The organism is Planococcus alkaliphilus (assembly GCF_057031095.1).
In genome coordinates this window covers 2,259,576-2,280,122 of sequence record NZ_CM168060.1, presented here as the reverse complement: position 1 = coordinate 2,280,122, position 20,547 = coordinate 2,259,576, and the positions used below count along the sequence as shown (strand labels likewise).

Annotated in this window: 21 protein-coding genes; all 21 read left to right on the top strand. The window is 43.2% G+C overall.

Annotation, left to right across the window (positions count from 1 at the left end; translation table 11 throughout):
* Nucleotides 1-35: 35 nt before the first annotated feature.
* A complete protein-coding gene (locus AC2EXB_RS12175; RefSeq protein WP_483601653.1) occupies nt 36-1,199 on the top strand; it encodes a siphovirus ReqiPepy6 Gp37-like family protein in 1,164 nt (387 codons plus the stop codon).
* A 68-nt stretch (nt 1,200-1,267) separates the two neighbouring features.
* The gene (locus AC2EXB_RS12170) at nt 1,268-2,047 is read left to right on the top strand and encodes a hypothetical protein (RefSeq protein ID WP_483601652.1); all 780 of its coding nucleotides are present in this window, start codon (nt 1,268-1,270) and stop codon (nt 2,045-2,047) included.
* A gap of 443 nt (nt 2,048-2,490) precedes the next feature.
* Complete coding sequence (locus AC2EXB_RS12165) at nt 2,491-2,871, top strand: hypothetical protein (RefSeq protein WP_483601651.1); 381 nt, start codon at nt 2,491-2,493, stop codon at nt 2,869-2,871.
* 15 nt (nt 2,872-2,886) lie between these two features.
* On the top strand, nt 2,887-3,177 hold the full coding sequence (locus AC2EXB_RS12160) for a holin (protein WP_483601650.1): 291 nt from the start codon (nt 2,887-2,889) through the stop codon (nt 3,175-3,177).
* Nucleotides 3,155-4,015 (top strand): N-acetylmuramoyl-L-alanine amidase, encoded by an 861-nt coding sequence (locus AC2EXB_RS12155; RefSeq protein WP_483601649.1) that lies wholly within the window; start codon nt 3,155-3,157, stop codon nt 4,013-4,015. The genes AC2EXB_RS12160 and AC2EXB_RS12155 overlap by 23 nt, the downstream gene beginning before the upstream one ends.
* 151 nt (nt 4,016-4,166) lie before the next feature.
* The gene (locus tag AC2EXB_RS12150) at nt 4,167-4,547 is read left to right on the top strand and encodes a YhjD family protein (protein ID WP_483601647.1); all 381 of its coding nucleotides are present in this window, start codon (nt 4,167-4,169) and stop codon (nt 4,545-4,547) included.
* A 244-nt stretch (nt 4,548-4,791) separates the two neighbouring features.
* Complete coding sequence (dprA, locus tag AC2EXB_RS12145) at nt 4,792-5,685, top strand: DNA-processing protein DprA (protein WP_483601645.1); 894 nt, start codon at nt 4,792-4,794, stop codon at nt 5,683-5,685.
* Between the two features lie 104 nt (nt 5,686-5,789).
* Nucleotides 5,790-7,859: a type I DNA topoisomerase gene (topA, locus tag AC2EXB_RS12140; RefSeq protein WP_235196578.1), complete on the top strand. Its 2,070-nt coding sequence runs from the start codon at nt 5,790-5,792 to the stop codon at nt 7,857-7,859.
* Nucleotides 7,860-7,878: 19 nt separating this feature from the next.
* Complete coding sequence (trmFO, locus tag AC2EXB_RS12135) at nt 7,879-9,189, top strand: FADH(2)-oxidizing methylenetetrahydrofolate--tRNA-(uracil(54)-C(5))-methyltransferase TrmFO (RefSeq protein ID WP_251474374.1); 1,311 nt, start codon at nt 7,879-7,881, stop codon at nt 9,187-9,189.
* Nucleotides 9,190-9,261: 72 nt separating this feature from the next.
* Entirely contained in the window at nt 9,262-10,155 is an 894-nt protein-coding gene (xerC, locus tag AC2EXB_RS12130; protein ID WP_483601644.1) for a tyrosine recombinase XerC, read from the top strand.
* Between the two features lie 13 nt (nt 10,156-10,168).
* Nucleotides 10,169-10,717 (top strand): ATP-dependent protease subunit HslV, encoded by a 549-nt coding sequence (gene hslV / locus AC2EXB_RS12125; RefSeq protein WP_251474366.1) that lies wholly within the window; start codon nt 10,169-10,171, stop codon nt 10,715-10,717.
* Nucleotides 10,714-12,114 carry an HslU--HslV peptidase ATPase subunit gene (gene hslU, locus AC2EXB_RS12120; RefSeq protein WP_235196573.1) on the top strand — a complete coding sequence of 467 codons (1,401 nt, stop codon included), beginning with the start codon at nt 10,714-10,716 and terminating at the stop codon, nt 12,112-12,114. The genes hslV and hslU overlap by 4 nt, the downstream gene beginning before the upstream one ends.
* 87 nt (nt 12,115-12,201) lie before the next feature.
* On the top strand, nt 12,202-12,981 hold the full coding sequence (gene codY / locus AC2EXB_RS12115) for a GTP-sensing pleiotropic transcriptional regulator CodY (protein ID WP_052651250.1): 780 nt from the start codon (nt 12,202-12,204) through the stop codon (nt 12,979-12,981).
* A 314-nt stretch (nt 12,982-13,295) separates the two neighbouring features.
* Complete coding sequence (gene rpsB / locus AC2EXB_RS12110) at nt 13,296-14,012, top strand: 30S ribosomal protein S2 (RefSeq protein ID WP_235196572.1); 717 nt, start codon at nt 13,296-13,298, stop codon at nt 14,010-14,012.
* Between the two features lie 87 nt (nt 14,013-14,099).
* A complete protein-coding gene (gene tsf, locus AC2EXB_RS12105) occupies nt 14,100-14,984 on the top strand; it encodes a translation elongation factor Ts (protein WP_235196571.1) in 885 nt (294 codons plus the stop codon).
* Nucleotides 14,985-15,060: 76 nt separating this feature from the next.
* Nucleotides 15,061-15,786: a UMP kinase gene (pyrH, locus tag AC2EXB_RS12100; protein ID WP_235196570.1), complete on the top strand. Its 726-nt coding sequence runs from the start codon at nt 15,061-15,063 to the stop codon at nt 15,784-15,786.
* Entirely contained in the window at nt 15,786-16,343 is a 558-nt protein-coding gene (frr, locus tag AC2EXB_RS12095) for a ribosome recycling factor (RefSeq protein ID WP_235196569.1), read from the top strand. The genes pyrH and frr overlap by 1 nt, the downstream gene beginning before the upstream one ends.
* Nucleotides 16,344-16,498: 155 nt before the next feature.
* A complete protein-coding gene (locus tag AC2EXB_RS12090) occupies nt 16,499-17,290 on the top strand; it encodes an isoprenyl transferase (RefSeq protein ID WP_483601642.1) in 792 nt (263 codons plus the stop codon).
* The gene (locus AC2EXB_RS12085) at nt 17,287-18,078 is read left to right on the top strand and encodes a phosphatidate cytidylyltransferase (protein ID WP_235196568.1); all 792 of its coding nucleotides are present in this window, start codon (nt 17,287-17,289) and stop codon (nt 18,076-18,078) included. Before AC2EXB_RS12090 ends, AC2EXB_RS12085 begins: the two co-directional genes overlap by 4 nt.
* Nucleotides 18,079-18,094: 16 nt before the next feature.
* Entirely contained in the window at nt 18,095-19,240 is a 1,146-nt protein-coding gene (dxr, locus tag AC2EXB_RS12080; RefSeq protein WP_483601641.1) for a 1-deoxy-D-xylulose-5-phosphate reductoisomerase, read from the top strand.
* Nucleotides 19,241-19,282: 42 nt separating this feature from the next.
* Nucleotides 19,283-20,542, top strand: a complete 1,260-nt coding sequence (gene rseP, locus AC2EXB_RS12075; protein WP_483601640.1) for an RIP metalloprotease RseP — start codon at nt 19,283-19,285, stop codon at nt 20,540-20,542.
* The last annotated feature ends 5 nt before the right edge of the window (nt 20,543-20,547 follow it).

Genomic DNA, 20,547 nt, shown 5'->3' with positions numbered 1-20,547 from the left:
GGCGTTCTTTTTATTTACCTGAAAGAAGGTGAAATATGAAATCACTACGCATCATCGACCAGGACTTTCAGCAGCTGGGTGAAATCACTAAATATGATTCTATTTTAATTACCGATCGATTCCACACGATTGGTGAAGTGCAGCTAATCATAAATCGATACAGCCCGAACGCGGATCTTCTTCAAAAAGGACGCATGCTCCGTTTCGATGGACAGAATGACAAAGTGTTCGTTATCAAGCAAAGGGAAATTCAATTGGACGAAAACGGAAAAGGCTCTGAGAACTGGTCCATTTTGGCGCTCCCGTTAAAAGCATTCCTAATGCAGCGCATTACGTATCCCCCGGCCCATACAGCCTATGACAACAAATCGGGTCCTGCTGAAACAGTGATGAAGCATTATATTGATCGTAATTTCATCAATCCGGATAAGCCTGAACGCGTATTTCCTAACCTGGCGATTGCACCAAACAAGAAGCGCGGAACGTCAATTGAATGGCAATCCCGTTTCAAAAATGTGGCAGAAGAACTGACTGAAATCAGTCTAGCCTCTGGACTTGGTTTTGAAATCCGAATTGATATTCCAAACAAACTCTTTGTTTTTGATGTAGTCGAAGGAAGTAACCGGACGGCAGGACAAAGCATTCTGCCTCCCGTTAAATTCGACCCGCAGTTTAAAACAATTGCTACGATGAGCTATTCTGAATCAGAAATGAATTACCGAAATCAAGCCATTGTGGCGGGACCCGGTGAAGGCATTAATCGAATCGTAGAAGAAGTAGGAACGGCTCAGGGAAGGGATCGATACGAGGTATTCTTTGATGCGCGAGACGTATCGGATGAAGTTGAGTCTGCTGAAGAAGGCGGAGAATCCACACCGCGGCCTGTCGGAGAGATTCGTGCAGAACTTGCGAACAGAGGGACTGTTGAACTGACGAATCTGGTCCAAGAAGAATACTTGGAGGCGCAATTGTTATCATCCTCACCCTTGAAATACGGACGAGATTATTTCCTAGGAGATCTAGTAACTGTCCGTAATCGAGAATGGGGCGTTACCTTGAATACTCGAATTACCGAGATCGTAGAGGCGCATGAGAGCAATGGTTATAAAGTTGAAGCAACATTTGGGAATAATAAACCTACGCTAATCGACAAGATTAAGCAGCAATTTAAACAGGTTAGTGGAGAAATTCGGAAATAGAATTTCTAAATCTTAGCAGGACTCCTTCCTCTTTTGGCGAATATTAGGAGAGGGAAAGGGGTTTTAAAATGAGATTAAATGAATTAGATGGGTTTGTAACTGATGCTTTAATAATGGTTAAATTCACAAATAAAGAACGAGTACAGGGCTTTCTAAACGGAAAAATATATATGAATAATTTCGGTTATTTTATTGATCAAGAAAAAAGAGAAAGGAAAAAAGGTCAAGGAGACCAATATGAAGGAGCACATGTCATAGAAACGAATAAAGTGAAGGCTTATGATCTCGCAACAGGTATGCTAATGTTTACAGCCGAAACCGGTAATATTGTTGAGAGATATCCAGAAGTTAAAGAAATTCCAATGTTTTGTTTGACAGTATTTGCTGCTAAAGATTTTAAAGTGATTTCTCATGGTGAATCGAGTGTCAGGTTTGTACTCGACATACCAGAAGAAGAAAAAAAATCATTAAAAAATGATTTTAAAGAAGCAGATTCAGCAGTGATTACATTTAATCCACGTTCTTTTATAGAAAGAATTAAAGGAGATTTAACGGAAAAGAACATTCCCGTTCTAAGTGGTAAGGTTGAATACCATGATTTCTCAATCTTGGATAGGGAAAGGAAAAAAAGTTTTGATGAAGGAGAATTAAATTTCCTTTTCAGTAAACATCAGTCTCTATCTCACCAAAGAGAATTTAGATTTGTTCTACCTAACGAGCGTAACCGTGGTCCGAATATTTACAATGTAGATAGTATCAACGATTTATTTGAAACTATGGAAATCGATCAATTCTTAGGAAATACGGAGATAGAAATATTTTTTAAGAAAAATAATCCAAATGAATAGTTACCTAAAGAGAAGAGCATACATCCAGGCGCTCTTTTATTCTGATCAAATGGAGTTGCGTCCTTATGAAAATCTGCAGCGTTGATCAGTGTGGAGAAACACAAAAACTCAAAGGTCTGTGCGCCTATCATTATGGTCGGATGCGATATAAAGGAGATTTTCCACTACATCCATCCAAACGGATCCATGTAATCAGAAGGTGCAAAGTTGTCGGATGTATAAGTGAAGTGCAGGCAGCCAGTTTGTGTATGAAACATTACCAGGCATTCAATCGGTGGAGGCGGAAAAATCCAGATGTCGATGTTACTGAATACGTAGTGAAAGAAAGTGTAATTAAGAAAAGACCTCCTATCGGAACTTTTCTGTAAATGAATTGACCAAAGAGTGTCCAATCGGGCGCTCTTTTTGTTTTGCCCAAAATAGAGAAATAGAGGGGGGTCAGGATGCCAGCGACAAAAGGAGAGGGTTCTATGTTTGATACAGTGAAAAATCATGAAGAACGAATTTTAATTCTTGAAGAAGCTGATCAAAAACATGAAGAACGCCTGCGAGTGGTTGAGTCCAATTACACCAATTTAGAGAATACCATCTTAAAAGGAAATCAATCACAGCAAGACTTCTTCAGGGATACCATGAATAAACAATGGGATTTAATCACAGAACGTGACAAAGCAAAGGAAGCGACAGCCCAGCGGGATCATGAAATTACCGTGTCAAACCAAGAAATAAAGAGGTCAAATTCTGAAAGAGCTTGGGAGTTCGCAGGCAAGTTGACTATGGCTGGCGGAGTTCTTTATCTAGTTGTCGAAAGATTTTTTATTTAAAAGGAGGAAACAACAATGGCAGTGGTATTAGTTTTTGCGGCAATTCTTGCACCAATCATCACAGCACTAGTGGAAATGATTAAGAAAGCGGTCAATATGCCGATTAACTTTGTTCCAGTTTTGGCATTATTGGTCGGCTTGCTGATTGGTTTTGCCGCACAACCGTTCACGGATCTGGATTATGTTAATCGATTATGGGCAGGCGGTTTAGCTGGACTTGCTGCAACAGGTTTATTCGAACTGGTCAAGCAACGCGATGGCAGCACAAAGGAGGATGAATCAAATGGCCAAACTTTTAAACGATAGAGGACACGGATCCAATACTTGGCCGCCGAGTAAAGGGATTGCTGCTTCAGGCGGCGTTCCGGGAATGGCCGAGCATTCGTTCAATACAGCTGTAGCGGATGAAGTCGAACACTTACTGAAAGGGAAACTCAGTACCTATTCGGCGCAGGGGTCCAATAAGCCGGATGTGCCGTTAAACACTCGCACCGCCAATTACAACGCTCAATACCGAACCGATAAGACAGCCATTGGCATGTCGCATCACGGGAACGCCGGAATCTCCACCACAAGAGGCTTCGGTGTTTTTTATTGGCATAGCTCAGCCACAGGGAAGAAGTTGGCTCAGATGGTCCTGGAAGAATATAAACGGGAGTTTCCAGATATGCCAATCTGGGGGACAGGGCTGTTTGCCAGCAAGGTGGGCGACTGGACCAACTTTGCCATTCTGCGCGATACGGCAGCGACTTTCGTCTTAATCGAATGGGAGTTCTTCACCAATAACGCAGCACGAAAAATCATGCTGACAGACGAATACCGGAAACGCTGCGGGAAAGTAGCGGCGAAAGCGGCTTGTCGCTGGTACGGAATCAAATTTGAGGAAGCAGTCAAACCAGCAGCTCCTATGCCTGTCGTGAAGCCTGCAGCAAAACCAACTGAAAAGGGTGTGGAAGAATTGAATTTAACACAAGCGCAACGAAAAGAACTAGCCGGCATCTTCAAAAAAGCATACGATCGTGGGGTCTTTACATCCAGAGAACATGAGAAAGCCATTGTGAATGGCACGATGACTATGAGCCGTTTGGTGTATCTGCAGTCCGTGGTTGCAGGGGCAGCCCTTAACGGAGGCAAAAGAATTTAATTCTGAATTGATTAAGCGTATTATTACACTGAGTCAAACATTATATAGTATGAGCCCTCCTGCTACGGAAATAGCAAGAGGGCTTTTTTATTTGCCTACTTTTGCCTACTTTTGCCTATACTGAATAATAAGCACGATTGGAGGTTCTGCAATGCCAGGCATGATTCCGAAAGAATACATAATGCACTTTGAAAATACGATCTATTTGCCGATGGTGATATCCATCTTTCGGAGAGACAAAAAGCACATACAGGATGGCGCCTTCAAATTAAAGGGCCCTTATCTGGAACTGGTCGAATCGGCTTGCAAAATCGCCGAACATGAATATCGGGAAACCAAAGATTATATGCGCAAACACCAGTTGAGAATCGAGACAGGGAAGCGCGATGATTTTGCGACTGAATACATTTTCTACTACGACGGATTTAATGAAAAACGGAAATATATGAATGTCCGGCTGCGCAATCGAACAGAGGAATTGATTAGTGTTTATCTGTCTGAGGCAGTCCGATCCAATGAGTCGGATACTTAATCTGAACTCACTCGCACAACTCGCACACAATCCTGCACGTGGGAAAAAGTAATTCGGAGAGTTTGGCGGACAACCCAAACTATATTATATAGAAGAAACTCAATCACTCCGAGGGAAAAAAGTGAGAGATTGAACGCCGGAAAACGGCATACATACGACAAATGTAAGACTCATTAATAAATAGAATAAGGCGCATCTTTTGGATGCGCCTTATTTTTTTACAGAAAAATAGAGGAGGAAGCAAATGACTGAAGAATTTTTGCAGCGATTCTATGCACTTCATTATGTTTATCCAAAACCATTAAACCGGATCTTGCGCCTAATGGAAGGCGATCCTGAACTGGGCCGTTTGAGAAACAGGCCATTGAATGAATGGTCAGTATTGCTTGGAATTTCAATGACTCAAGCTGCGTCATTGAAAAAAGCATACACGGATTCTTTGCATATTCCTTTTGACGAACTTTATAAAAAACATAAGATAACCCCCATATCTTATTTCCACTCCCATTACCCCGAAAGTTTGCTGGATTTGATCGACCCGCCAGCCATCCTGTATGCAAAAGGCGATGCTTCCCTGCTTTTAGCGCCTTTTAAAATAGCCATAATCGGTTCCAGAAAAGCTACTGGCTACTCACGGGCAGCCATAAAGACCTTGCTTCCGCCTTTGATTGCGAAAAAAACCGTTATTGTCAGTGGACTCGCGGTCGGTGCAGATGCAATGGCCCATCAAGCAGTTATCGACAATGGCGGCCGGACCATTGCAGTGACCGGCAGCGGTTTTTTGAACCCCTATCCAAAAGAAAATCTGCCGCTCAATAATATAATAGAAGAAACCCATTTAGTAATAACGGAGTACCCTCCCTATATGCAGCCGCTAAAATGGAATTTTCCGATGAGAAATCGCATCATTAGTGGGTTGTCAAAAGGGGTTATAGTGACTGAAGCAAAAGTGAAGAGTGGAACTATGAGTACAATAGAACATGCACTGGAGCATGGCAGAGACGTTTTTGCGATTCCAGGCGATATTTACTCGCCTTTATCTGCAGGACCCCATAAACTCATCGCAGAAGGCGCTGTACCGCTATGGGACGGGGTACGAGTACTGGAAGAATACCCCCAACTTACAGAGGATTTATAACTAAGCAAAATGAAAAACCTTGCATTCCGACAAAAACTGTTATACATTTTGCATCAGGTAATTCTTTTATTCATTTTAAGAAACCTCTATGAGGAGGAATATTCATGTCGGATTATTTAGTGATTGTAGAATCGCCGGCTAAAGCGAAAACAATCGAACGTTATTTAGGGAAAAAGTATAAAGTCCGGGCTTCACTTGGCCATTTGCGGGATCTTCCCCGCAGCCAGATGGGTGTGGATGTTGAAAATAATTATGAACCGCGTTATATCACCATTAGAGGCAAAGGCCCCATTTTGCAGGATTTGAAAAAAGAAGCAAAAAAAGCGAAGAAAGTCTTTCTCGCAGCTGACCCGGATCGCGAAGGGGAAGCGATTGCGTGGCATTTGGCAAATGCGCTCGGAGTAGACCAGACAACGGAATGCCGAGTAGTATTCAATGAAATTACAAAAGATGCCATTAAAGAATCATTCAAACATCCGCGAAAAATCGACATGGATTTGGTGGATGCACAGCAAGCGAGACGGATATTAGACCGTTTAGTGGGTTATAGCATCAGCCCGATCCTGTGGAAAAAAGTGAAAAAAGGCTTATCGGCAGGGCGTGTTCAATCCGTCGCTTTGCGTTTGATCATCGATCGGGAAAATGAAATCAAAAATTTCGAGCCCGAAGAGTACTGGTCCATTACAGGCGAGTTTGAAAAAGCGAAGAAGAAATTCGAAGCGCAGTATTATGGCTCTGCCACTGAAAAAATGAAATTGCAAAACGAAGAAGATGTAAAAGCTGTCATGGCTTCGATGAAAGATAAGAAGTTCACTGTGAACCGCGTTGTGAAAAAAGAAAGAAAGAGAAATCCTTCCCCTTCTTTTACAACTTCATCCCTCCAACAGGAAGCAGCCCGCAAATTAAACTTCCGTGCGAAGAAAACGATGATGTTAGCACAGCAATTATATGAAGGCATCGCAGTCGGCAAAGAAGGGATCACAGGTTTGATCACGTATATGCGAACCGATTCAACCCGGATTTCCGAAACGGCCAAAAAAGATGCATTGGATTTTATTACAAGCAATTACGGAGACGATTATGTAACTAAGACCACTGCCGCTAAACAATCAGCCAAATCACAAGACGCCCATGAAGCGGTCCGTCCGACCAGTGTGATGCGGACACCGGAATCGTTGAAAAGCATTTTGTCCCGTGATTTATACCGATTGTATAAATTGATTTGGGACCGTTTCGTCGCGAGCCAAATGTCACCGGCTATCTTAGATACAGTGATGGCTGAACTGCAAAACGGAGAAGCGGTCTTCCGTGCAAATGGATCCCAAGTGAAGTTCCCGGGATTCATGAAACTCTATATTGAAGGCACGGATGATCAGACTGAAGATAAAGATAATATTTTGCCCGATATGGCAGAAGGTGATATTGTAGAAGCTGTCACAATTGATCCGAAACAGCATTTTACTCAGCCGCCGCCGCGTTATACGGAAGCCCGTTTAGTCCGCACCTTGGAAGAATTGGGAATAGGCCGGCCATCAACATATGCTCCGACATTGGATACGATCCAAAAACGAGGGTATGTGGCATTGGATGCGAAACGATTTATCCCGACAGAACTTGGAGAAATCGTCCACGGTCTGGTTAGTGAATTTTTCCCGGATATCTTGAATATTGAGTTTACCGCGAAAATGGAAAATGACTTGGACAGTGTAGAAGAAGGCGATATCGACTGGCGCGCCATCATTGATGTATTCTTCAAGGATTTTGAAAAAGATCTCGAAGTCGCTGAAAATGAAATGGAGAAAGTCCAGATTAAAGATGAGCCTGCAGGAGAAGATTGTGAAGTGTGCGGTTCAGCTATGGTCTTTAAGCTTGGCCGGTACGGCAAATTCATGGCTTGCAGCAATTTCCCGGAATGCCGGAATACAAAAGCGATCGTCAAGCATATCGGCGTCACATGCCCGACCTGCAAAGAAGGCGAAATCGTGGAACGCAAAAGCAAGAAACGCCGAATTTTCTATGGCTGTGAACGCTATCCGGAATGCGACTTTGTTTCTTGGGATAAACCGATCGAACGGCCGTGTCCGAAATGCAGTGAGCTGCTTGTCGAAAAGAAAGTCAAAAAAGGCGTGCAGATCAATTGTACAAGCTGTGATTACAAAGAAGAAGTTCAATAATAAACAGAGGTGTTAAAACATGACGAAGTATGTAAACGTGATAGGGGCAGGCCTTGCTGGAAGTGAAGCAGCTTGGCAAGTAGCCAAACGAGGAATTAATGTGCGTCTTTATGAGATGCGTCCAGTAAAACAGACGCCTGCGCACCATACAGATAAATTTGCAGAATTGGTATGCAGCAATTCATTGCGTGCAAACTCTCTTACAAATGCAGTCGGAGTGATCAAAGAGGAAATGCGCCACATGGATTCGGTCATCATCGAATCTGCTGACCGCGCTTCGGTCCCTGCAGGTGGAGCATTAGCAGTTGACCGCCACGAGTTTGCTGGGATGGTAACTGACAAAGTCCGCAATCATCCTTTAGTCGAAGTGATCAACGAAGAAGTAACGGAAATACCAGAAGGCATCACAATCATTGCAACAGGTCCGCTAACTTCACCGGCTTTGGCTGAAAAAATCAGAGAATTGACGGGTGAAGAATACCTTTACTTCTACGATGCGGCAGCGCCGATTGTTGAAAAAGACAGCATTGATATGGATAAAGTCTATTTGAAATCCCGGTATGACAAAGGGGAAGCGGCTTATTTAAATTGCCCGATGACGGAAGAAGAATTTAAACGTTTCCATACGGCTTTAGTTGAAGCGGAAGTTGTGCCTTTGAAAGAATTTGAAAAAGAGATTTATTTTGAAGGCTGTATGCCGGTTGAAGTTATGGCGGCACGCGGGGAAAAAACGTTGACGTTCGGACCGATGAAGCCGGTAGGGCTTGAAGATCCGAAAACTGGCAAGCGCCCATATGCAGTCGTACAGCTTCGTCAGGACGATGCTGCCGGTACGCTTTACAATATTGTCGGTTTTCAAACACATTTGAAATGGGGACCTCAAAAAGAAGTGCTTCGTTTGATTCCAGGGCTTGAGAATGTAGAAATCGTCAGATACGGTGTGATGCACCGCAATACATTCATCAACTCGCCGCGGGTATTGAAGCCGACTTATCAATTGAAAGCGAATCCGAATATCTTCTTTGCCGGACAAATGACAGGCGTTGAAGGCTACGTAGAATCAGCGGGAAGCGGATTGCTTGCAGGAGTCAATGCTGCTAAACTTGCCCTTGGAGAAGAACAGATCATCTTCCCGGCGGAAACGGCTTTGGGAAGCATGGCCCGCTATATCACGGAAGCTGACAGCAAAAACTTCCAGCCGATGAACATCAACTTCGGTTTGTTCCCGGATTTAGGCGAACGCGTAAAATCCAAGCAGGAACGCGCAGAGAAGCACGCTGACCGTGCATTGGCAGCGATTCACAATTTTATGAATACCGTGACGGTTTAATTGAAAAAAGCCTCTAAATGTTGTTATAATTTAGAGGCTTTTCTATTTGTACAAAAAAGGTGGGTCCATCGGATGAATAAAGAAGAGATGCTCAAATCATTTATGACCTACATTCAACTCGAAAAGAATTATTCTGAACACACCGTCCACCATTATGAAAAAGATTTGGAGGATTTTTTTCTGTTCCTAGAAAAAGAAGGGATTCCGGATATTCGGGAAGTAGAATATTTGCATGCTAGAAATTATGTCACGAATTTATACGAAATGACGTTATCGCGTACGACCATTTCAAGAAAAATTTCATCCATCCGTTCCTTTTTCAAATATGGAAACCGTGAATTCGGGCTAAGTGAAGCCGCTTTCCGGTCGCTTTACCATCCGAAAAAAGAGGAACGCCTGCCGCAATTTTTCTATGAAGAAGAAATGGAGGCTTTATTTCGTTCTGTTCAAGGCGAAGACAATTTGTCTATGCGGAATATGGCGATCCTTGAATTGTTATATGCGACCGGCATGCGAGTCAGCGAATGCGTAAATATCCGGATGCAGGATTTAGACCGCCACATGCAAATTGTGAAAGTCATGGGGAAAGGGCGGAAAGAGCGCTACATCCCTTATGGACAGTTTGCCCATGAGGCATTGGAACATTACATTGAAGAAGCACGTCCTAGATTAATGAAGAAAAAAGAGCATCAAGGGCTCTTCGTCAATAATCGCGGCGAACTGCTGACAGACCGAGGCATCCGTCATATCTTGAGTGAGTGCATGAAAAAAGCGTATGTCAATTCCACAATCTATCCCCATATGATCCGCCATACTTTTGCAACCCATTTGCTGAATAATGGAGCTGATATGCGGACGGTGCAGGAATTGCTCGGGCATTCACATTTAAGTTCGACGCAAGTTTATACACATGTGACCAAAGAACATTTACGAAAAACATATTTAAATGCTCATCCAAGAGCTTAGAGGGGGACTTACCATGCAAGAATTCCATGCAACTACGATATTTGCAGTGCGGCATAACGGCGAATGTGCGATGTCAGGCGACGGGCAAGTCACTTTCGGCAATGCAGTCGTTATGAAACATACAGCGAGAAAAGTTCGGAGATTATACAACGGCCAGGTACTGACCGGGTTTGCCGGTTCAGTAGCGGATGCTTTTACGCTTTTTGAAATGTTCGAAGGCAAGCTGACTGAATACAATGGCAATCTACAACGCGCAGCCGTTGAACTGGCAAAACAATGGCGTGGAGATAAAATTCTTCGCCAATTAGAAGCGATGTTGATCGTTATGAACAAAAGCGAACTGCTTCTCGTAGCCGGAACAGGCGAAGTGATCGAACCGGACGATGGCATACTCGCGATCGGTTCTGGCGGAAATTACGCATTAGCTGCCGGGCGTGCATTGAAAAAATACGCCGGCGATCAAATGACTGCTAAAGAAATTGCACAGTCTGCACTCGAAACAGCAGCGGATATTTGTGTATATACGAACCATGAAATCATCGTAGAGGAGTTGGGGAAATGAAAACACAACAAGATTTAACTCCTAGACAAATCACCGACCATTTGGACCGTTACATCGTCGGGCAAAAAGATGCTAAACGTTCAATTGCTATCGCACTCAGAAACCGTTACCGCAGAAGCCGGTTGGATGAAGAATTGAGAGACGAAGTGATTCCGAAAAACATTTTAATGATCGGACCGACGGGAGTAGGGAAAACGGAAATTGCCCGTCGCATTGCAAAACTGACAGGTGCGCCTTTTGTTAAAGTGGAAGCGACGAAATTTACAGAAGTGGGTTATGTCGGACGAGATGTGGAATCAATGGTCCGCGACCTTGTGGAAGCGGCTGTCCGCATCGTCAAGGAAGAAAAATTCGAAGCCGTCAAGTTCCAAGCAGAATCTGCGGCCAACGAACGGATAGTGAAATTGCTAGCGCCGTCCCGCAAGAAAAAAGCGAATGGCCAAAATCCATTGGAAATGCTTTTCGGGCAGAAAATGGAGCAGCAAGAAGAGGAAGATCCGACAGCTGAAGTGGAAGTCCGCGTAAAACGCCGGGAAATTGCTGCAGACTTGAAAGCGGGAAAACTGGAAGACGAATGGGTCATGGTGGAAGTGACCGAAAATATGCCGTCCATGTTTGATGCTTTGCAAGGTTCGGGAATGGAACAAATGGGAGCAAATATGCAAGATGCTTTGTCTTCATTGATGCCGAAGAAAAAGAAAAAGCGCCGTTTGCAAGTGAAGGAAGCCCGTCGGATATTAACGGCTGAAGAAGCTGCGAAATTGGTGGATGACGAGGAAGTAGCTTTAGAAGCTATCCAACGCGCTGAACAGCACGGCATTATCTTCATTGATGAAATGGATAAGATTGCAAGCAAAAACAACTCTTCATCAGCAGATGTTTCTCGGGAAGGGGTACAGCGCGATATCTTGCCGATTGTTGAAGGGTCAACCGTATCGACGAAATATGGGGCTGTGAAAACGGATTATGTGCTGTTTGTGGCAGCCGGAGCGTTCCATATGTCAAAACCTTCTGATTTGATCCCGGAATTGCAGGGACGCTTTCCGATTCGTGTTGAACTTCAGAAGCTTGAAGTCGAAGATTTCGTCAAAATTCTTACTGAACCAAAACATTCTTTGATAAATCAGTACAAAGCGCTTCTCGAAACAGAAGGAGTTATGGTACACTTCAATGATGCGTCAATTACCAGACTAGCGGAAATAGCGTATGAAGTGAATCAGGATACCGATAATATCGGTGCTAGAAGGCTCCATACGATTTTAGAACGCTTATTGGAGGATCTGTCATTTGAAGCTTCGGAGATTTCGCCGGCTCAAATCGATATCACGCCTCAATATGTGAACGAAAAGCTTGAAAATGTGGCTAAAAACAAAGATTTGTCACAATTTATTCTGTAATTTCATGCAAAATAGTTTCATTAAGTAGTAAAAACCTTTAGAATATTAAATAAATACTGTTCGCAAATTAGTAGGAGGTTCATTTAAATGAATTTATTGGAAAAAACACGTCGTATTAACTCAATGCTGCAAGCTGCTGCAGGGAAACCTGTAAACTTCAAGGACATGGCTGAAACATTAAGCGAAGTAATCGAATGCAACGCTTTCGTCGTAAGCCGCAAAGGTAAAGTTCTTGGATATGCAATCAACCAGCAAATTGAAAACGAGCGCATGATCGGGATGCTTGAAGAGCGTCAATTCCCAACTGAGTATACTCAAAACCTTTCAAACATCCACGAAACAACTGAAAACTTGGATGTCAACAGCGAACACACAATCTTCCCAGTGGAAGAGCGTGAATTGTTCAAAGAAGCTTTAACAACGATCGTACCGATCATCGGTGGCGGAGAACGTTTAGGTACGCTTCTTTTAGGCCGCGTCAACGGAGAATTCCACGATGATGATTTAATTCTTGGAGAATACGGTGCTACAGTAGTTGGGATGGAAATCCTTCGCGAAAAAGGCGACCGCATCGAAGAGGAAGCACGCAGCAAAGCTGTTGTTCAAATGGCGATTTCTTCACTTTCATATAGTGAACTTGAAGCCATCGAACATATTTTTGAAGAACTTGACGGCAACGAAGGTTTGCTAGTCGCTTCGAAAATCGCTGACCGTGTCGGCATCACTCGTTCAGTTATCGTTAACGCACTTCGCAAACTTGAAAGTGCTGGCGTAATCGAATCACGCTCTCTAGGAATGAAAGGGACATACATTAAAGTATTGAACACGAAATTCCTAGCTGAACTTGAACAATTAAAAATGAACTAATTAAAATCGAAAGGCATCGGATAAATTCCGGTGTCTTTTTTGTGTGATGAGACATTGATGAGAAGACTCGCGTTTTGCTCTGGACGGACGCTTTCCTTTGGAGCCCGTAGGAAAGCGAAGCTGTTTTACAGAATATTTACGAACAAATTCAACTTGTTAAACAAACTTGTTGCGGAACTAAGGAAGACCGTGGTATAATTTCAAATGGTGTTAAATACACACGCATTTTGATCTGTTCCGCAGGTGCTTGCAAAAGTAACGGTTCAGAGAAGAAAAATGCGGAGGGAAAAATAACCTATCAGGAGGAAACAAACATGTCAGTAATTTCTATGAAACAATTGCTTGAAGCTGGTGTACACTTCGGTCACCAGACTCGCCGTTGGAACCCGAAAATGAAAAAATATATTTTCGTCGAGCGTAACGGTATCTACATTATCGATCTTCAAAAAACAGTCCGCAAATTGGAAGAAGCTTATAGCTTCATGAAACAAGTGGGCGAAGAAGGCGGTAAAGTACTATTCGTTGGTACGAAAAAACAAGCTCAGGACGCGATCAAAGAAGAAGCAGAACGTTCTGGCAACTACTACATCAACCAACGTTGGTTGGGTGGAACACTTACTAACTTCGGTACAATCCAAAAACGTGTGAATCGTTTGAAACAAATCGAACGCATGGAAGAAGATGGAACTTTTGAAGTTCTACCGAAAAAAGAAGTAGTTCAATTGAAAAAACAACACGAACGTCTTGTTAAATTCCTTGGCGGTATCCGTGATATGAGTTCACTTCCGGACGTAATGTTCGTAGTTGACCCACGTAAAGAACGCATTGCAGTAGCAGAAGCAATCAAATTGAACATTCCTATCGTTGGTATCGTTGATACAAACTGTGATCCGGATGAAATCGATTATGTAATCCCTGCAAACGATGATGCAATCCGCGCGGTTAAACTTTTGACTGGTAAAATGGCTGATGCTTTGCTTGAGTCAAAACCTGAAGAAGACGAAGAAGTAGCAGCAGAATCTGCTGAGTAATTCACAAGTATGACAGGTGATAAGCGGCCAAACCCACTTATCACCTTTTTTTGAGAAATCGTACACATCTTAAGGAGGAATTTAATCATGGCAGTTACAGCTCAAATGGTAAAAGAATTGCGTGAAAAAACAGGCGCAGGTATGATGGATTGCAAAAAAGCACTAGTACAAACAGATGGCGACATCGACGCAGCAATGGATTTCTTGCGTGAAAAAGGCCTTTCAAGCGCTTCTAAAAAAGCGGACAGAATCGCTGCTGAAGGGATCACTTCAATCCTTGTTCAAGGCAACGATGCAGTCATCTTCGAAGTAAACGCTGAAACAGATTTCGTAGCGAAAAACGAAGGTTTCCAAACGCTTGTTAAAGAACTTGGTGAGCACTTGATCACAACAAAACCGGCTACAATTGAAGAAGCTACTGCTTCAACAATGTCTAACGGTTCTACTGTTGCGGACCACATCTCAAATGCAATCGCTAAAATCGGTGAAAAAATCACTTTGCGCCGTTTTGAAATCCGTACAAAAACAGACGCAGATGCTTTTGGTCCATACCTGCACATGGGTGGCCGCATTTCCGTACTAGTTGTTCTTGAAAACTCAACTGACGATAGCGCAGCACGCGATATCGCAATGCACATTGCTGCATTGAACCCTAAATATGTATCACGCGATGAAGTTTCTGCTGAAGAAGTAGAACATGAGCGCAAAATCTTGACTGAACAAGCTCTAAACGAAGGCAAACCTGAAAACATCGTTGCGAAGATGGTAGAAGGCCGCCTTGGTAAATACTTCGAAGACGTTTGCTTGCTTGACCAAGCTTTCGTTAAAAACTCAGACCAAAAAGTACGCGATTTCGCAGCTTCAACTGGCGGATCTGTAAAAGAATTCATCCGTTATGAAGTTGGAGAAGGAATCGAAAAACGCGAAGATAACTTTGCTGATGAAGTTATGAGCCAAGTCAACAAAAAATAATCATTTAATATGTTTTACCTGGGGAACACGTCCAAGTGTTCCCTATTTTTCAATAAAAGTGTAATGGAGGGTACCGATGAGTGTTCAACAATATAAACGCATTGTACTAAAACTAAGTGGAGAAGCGATGGCAGGTGGACAAGGTTTTGGTTTGTCTCCTGAAATCATCAAAACGGTAGCCAGCCAAGTCAAAGAAGTAGTAGAGCTGGGTGTAGAAGTTGCTGTAGTTGTAGGCGGCGGCAACATTTGGAGAGGCAAAATCGGCTCAGAAATGGGAATGGACCGTGCCACTGCAGATTATATGGGAATGCTTGCAACCGTTATGAATTCATTGGCATTGCAGGATTCCTTGGAAAAGCAAGGCATTGAAACGCGCGTACTTTCTTCTATTGAAATGCGCCAAGTTGCAGAACCTTATATCCGCAGAAGAGCGATCCGCCATTTGGAGAAAAAACGCGTAGTCATCTTTGCTGCAGGTACAGGAAATCCTTACTTCTCGACCGATACGACAGCTGCACTCCGTGCTGCTGAAATTGAAGCAGATGTAATTTTAATGGCGAAGAACAATGTGGATGGCGTATATTCAGCTGATCCGAAAACAGATTCAACTGCTGTTAAATACGAAGAGCTTTCCTATTTCGATGTAATTCAGCAAGGGCTGCAAGTGATGGATTCTACTGCTTCTACACTTTGTATGGACAATGACATTCCACTCGTAGTATTCTCAATTATGGAAAATGGAAATATAAAACGGGCTGTTCTCGGTGAAAAAATCGGGACAGTAGTGAGGAGAACAATATAATGCCGAAAACTGTATTGAACGATACGAAAACAAAAATGGAAAATGCCATTCAAGCTTTTTCACGTGAACTTTCTTCTATCCGCGCAGGACGTGCAAACCCTTCAATCCTGAATAAGCTGACAGTAGAATACTACGGAGCTCCAACACCGATCAACCAAGTAGCTGGAATTTCGGTTCCGGAAGCACGTTTGATCGTGATCCAGCCGTATGATAAAACAGTCATGGGCGATATTGAAAAAGCCATCATGAAATCCGATTTAGGTCTAAGCCCATCAAATGACGGAACGGTCATTCGCTTGGCGATCCCTGCACTAACAGAAGAACGGCGCAAAGATTTAGTGAAGCAAGTGAAAAAAGAAGCGGAAGAAGCGAAAGTGGGTATACGCAATATTCGCCGTGATGCCAACGATGATTTGAAAAAACTCGAGAAGAAGAGTGAAATCACGGAAGATGACTTGCGCAGCTACTCAGATGACGTCCAAAAATTGACGGATTCTTATATTGCTAAAATTGACGAAGTCGCTAAAGACAAAGAAAAAGAAATTTTAGAAGTCTAATCGAACTTTCACTCGTTATTAAGCGTCCTGTATTACAGGACGCTTTTTTATGCCAAAAAAATACAAGTGCTTCGTGAAAGAAAGCGCACGAAGGCGATTTTTTTGATATGATAAGCATTAGACATGCCGATTTGTAATAGGTGGAGGATTAGATAATGTTCAATAAACTACTAAAAAGAATGGCCGATACTGCGCCGGAAAACGAAAGCCGTGCTTTAGCCGTGGCAAATGAAGAAGTGCCGGCGCATATCGCCATTATTATGGATGGGAATGGACGCTGGGCAAAAAAACGTTCACTACCTAGAATAGCTGGCCACCATGAAGGAATGAAGACGGTCCGCAAAATCACAAAACTTGCCAATCATTTAGGGGTAAGTGTTTTAACGCTTTATGCGTTTTCAACAGAAAACTGGAAACGCCCTAAAATGGAAGTGGATTTTTTGATGCGTTTGCCTGAAGAATTTTTATCGACTTTTCTTCCAGAATTAATTGAAGAAAATGTACGTGTAGAAATGATGGGTTATCATCATAATTTGCCGTCGCACACCATTGAAGCGATTCGCAAAGCAAAAGAGGCCACAAAGGACAATACCGGCCTTATTTTGAATTTCGCTTTGAACTATGGAAGCCGGGCGGAAATTGTGGATGCTGTTAAAGATATTTCATCACAAGTCCAAGCTGGAAAATTAGCCATAGAGGATATTACAGAAGATCATATTACAAACGGGTTGATGACCAATCAGCTTCCTGAACCTGATTTGTTGATCCGTACGAGCGGCGAAGTCCGTTTAAGCAATTTTATGCTTTGGCAGCTGGCATATACAGAGTTTTGGTTTACCGAAACCCTATGGCCGGATTTTGGCGAAGAGTCATTGCTTGAAGCCATCGAGAACTACCAGCAGCGAAACCGCCGTTTTGGAGGATTGAAGGGAGAAGAAGCGAATTGAAACAACGGATCATAACCGGGATTGTAGCGGCTGCCCTCTTCATCCCTTTTGTCATCATTGGCGGAATCCCGTTTATCTTGCTTACTTATGCACTTGCGACGATCGGGTTGCAAGAGCTCTTAAAAATGAAAGGCAGAACTTTGTGGAGCATTCCGGGGCTCATATCCCTTATCGCACTTTATGCATTCATGCTGCCAGATAAATGGGCAATCGAGTTAACGGAAGTGACCGGCTATGTGAAAGTCGAAATTGCCTTTTTAGCAGTCATTCTCTTATTGATTCATACAGTAGTCGTAAAAAATAGCTTCACTTTCGACGATGCCGCTTTTGCGATTCTGGGCACTTTATATGTAGGAATCGGATTCTATTACTTGATCGAAACTCGAGTGGAAGGGCTGGCGTTTGTCGTCTTTGCACTCCTAGTGGTTTGGTTCACGGATTCCGGGGCTTATTTTACTGGGCGCAAAATAGGCAAACGCAAGCTTTGGCCGGAAATATCGCCAAATAAGACCATTGAGGGTTTTGTTGGCGGAATTGTCTGGGCTATTGCTATCGGGTTGATCTTCAACTTCTTTGTAGACCTCGAAAAACCGGTGCTTCTGATTATTGGCGTGTCCATCATCGCTTCCGTTTTCGGACAAATGGGTGATTTAGTCGAATCAGCACTGAAGCGCCATTTTAATGTAAAAGATTCCGGTACTATTTTGCCTGGGCACGGCGGCATACTGGATCGTTTCGACAGTATTCTATTTGTTATGCCTTTGCTACACTTTTTGCATTTCATCTAAGAAAGGAATTATTTGAATGGGTAAAAATATCATTTTATTGGGAGCGACCGGCTCGATCGGTATGCAAACAGCTGACATAATTAGAGAGCATCATACAGAATTCACATTGCGAGGATTTTCTGCGGGCAAAAATATTAACGTGGTCAAAAAACTCATTCAAGAATTTCGACCTGAAATTGTTTGTGTACAGAGAGAAGAAGATGCAAATGAACTTAGAAGAGAATATCCTGGCGTCTCGTTTGTCTTTGGCCATGCGGGATTAATCGAGACGGCTACATACGATGCGGATGTGCTGGTCAATGCAGTTATTGGCAGTGTTGGATTGGAACCGACATTGGAAGCTATAAAACTGGGGCGCACCATTGCCATCGCCAATAAAGAAACATTGGTTACTGCCGGACATCTCGTATTGGACAGTGCAAAAAAATACGGAGCTGACGTATTGCCGGTGGATAGTGAACATTCTGCATTATTCCAGGCGTTGAACGGGGAAAAAAGAGAACAGGCCAGCCGCTTGATTTTAACGGCTTCCGGCGGAAGTTTCCGCGATTCGACACGTGAAGAGCTGGAAAATGTCACAGTCAAAGAAGCGCTAAACCATCCGAATTGGTCAATGGGAGCAAAAATCACCATCGATTCAGCGACGATGATCAATAAAGGGCTGGAAGTAATCGAAGCCCACGTACTATTCGATTTTCCGTACGAAGATATTGATGTCTTGCTGCACCGGGAAAGCATCATCCATTCCATGGTGGAATTTCAAGACACAAGCGTCATTGCCCAACTAGGAACGCCCGATATGAGAGTGCCCATCCAATATGCCTTATCCTACCCGGATCGTTTGCCACGTCCACAAGCGAAGCGCTTGAATCTTGCTGAACTTGGGAAATTGCATTTCCGTGAAATGGACTATGGGCGTTTCCATGCGCTGAAACTTGCTTTTGAAGCAGGGAAAACGGGCGGCACGATGACCACTGTATTAAATGCAGCGAATGAACAAGCTGTGGCGATGTTCTTGAATGAAGAAATCAAGTTTCTTCAAATCGAAGAGCTGATTGAGCGCGCGATGCACAATCATGAAGTTATTTCTGTACCCGATTTGGAAACGATCCTGCACGTCGATGCTGAAACAAGAAAATCCGTTAAAAACATGCTAAAATAGCTAAAGATTAAAACCGAATACGGTTTATAAGGATGGGTTTATATGGAGACAGTATTAGCGTTTATCATAATTTTCGGCGCTTTAGTATTTTTTCACGAATTGGGGCATTTCCTCTTTGCGAAACGTGCAGGAATACTAGTACGGGAATTTGCGATTGGCATGGGTCCTAAAATTCTTGGCATCACCAAAGGTGAAACCATTTATACGGTTCGGCTCTTGCCGATAGGCGGCTATGTCCGTATGGCAGGGGAAGATTTGGATACGATCCAAATTCAAGCAGGGCACCGGATTGGAGTTTTGCTCAATTCAGAAGGCAAAGCCGAAAAAATCATCATGAATCAGAAAACGATGTATCCAGATATTTTATTGCTTGAAGTCGAAGAAGCAGACTTGGAAAAAGATCTTTATATTAAAGGATACGATGAAGAAGAGAAGTTCGTCCGTATCGAAGTTGCCCGGGATGCGGTAGTCGAAGAAAATGGCAAAGAAACCATTTTGGCGCCATATGACCGCCAATTCGATTCGAAGAGTATCGGACATCGCTTTATGACAATCTTTGCAGGTCCGCTATTTAACTTTATCTTGGCATTCTTCATTTTTTCAGCACTCGGAATGATGCAGGGTATTCCAACAAACGAACCGATCATTACGGAAGTGACTGAAGACAGCCCAGCTGCTGAAGCGGGCATGCAAAACGGTGATTTAGTAACGAATATCGACGGAAAAGCGATTGCGAATTGGGATGAATTAGTAGCAATTGTCCAGGATAATGCAGGAAATCCATTGCCATTCCAAGTAGAGCGGGGCGAAGAGATGCTGAATTTCACAATCACGCCGGAAGTTTCCGAGCAGTCTCCGGAAAAAATCGGAGTGATCGGCGTTTTATACCAAAGCCCATTTGAAAAGGACTTTTTAGGCTCCTTCGTTTATGGAGCGGAGCGTACAGTGTTCTGGTTCCAGGAGATTTTCCGCTTGCTTGGGATGCTTGTAACTGGACAATTCACGATTGATGCGTTATCAGGGCCAGTCGGCATTTACAAAACGACAGAAGAAGTAGCGAAATACGGTATTTTCACATTGATGAGCTGGGCAGGGATGCTCAGCATAAACTTAGGGATCATGAACTTGCTTCCGCTGCCGGCATTAGACGGTGGCCGATTGATGTTCTTTATCCTTGAAGCATTGAGAGGAAAGCCGGTAGACCGCCAGAAAGAAGGGATGGTCCATTTTGTCGGGATCATGCTCCTCATGCTATTGATGATCGTGGTTACTTGGAACGATATTCAGAAGTTCTTCTTTTAAAGAGT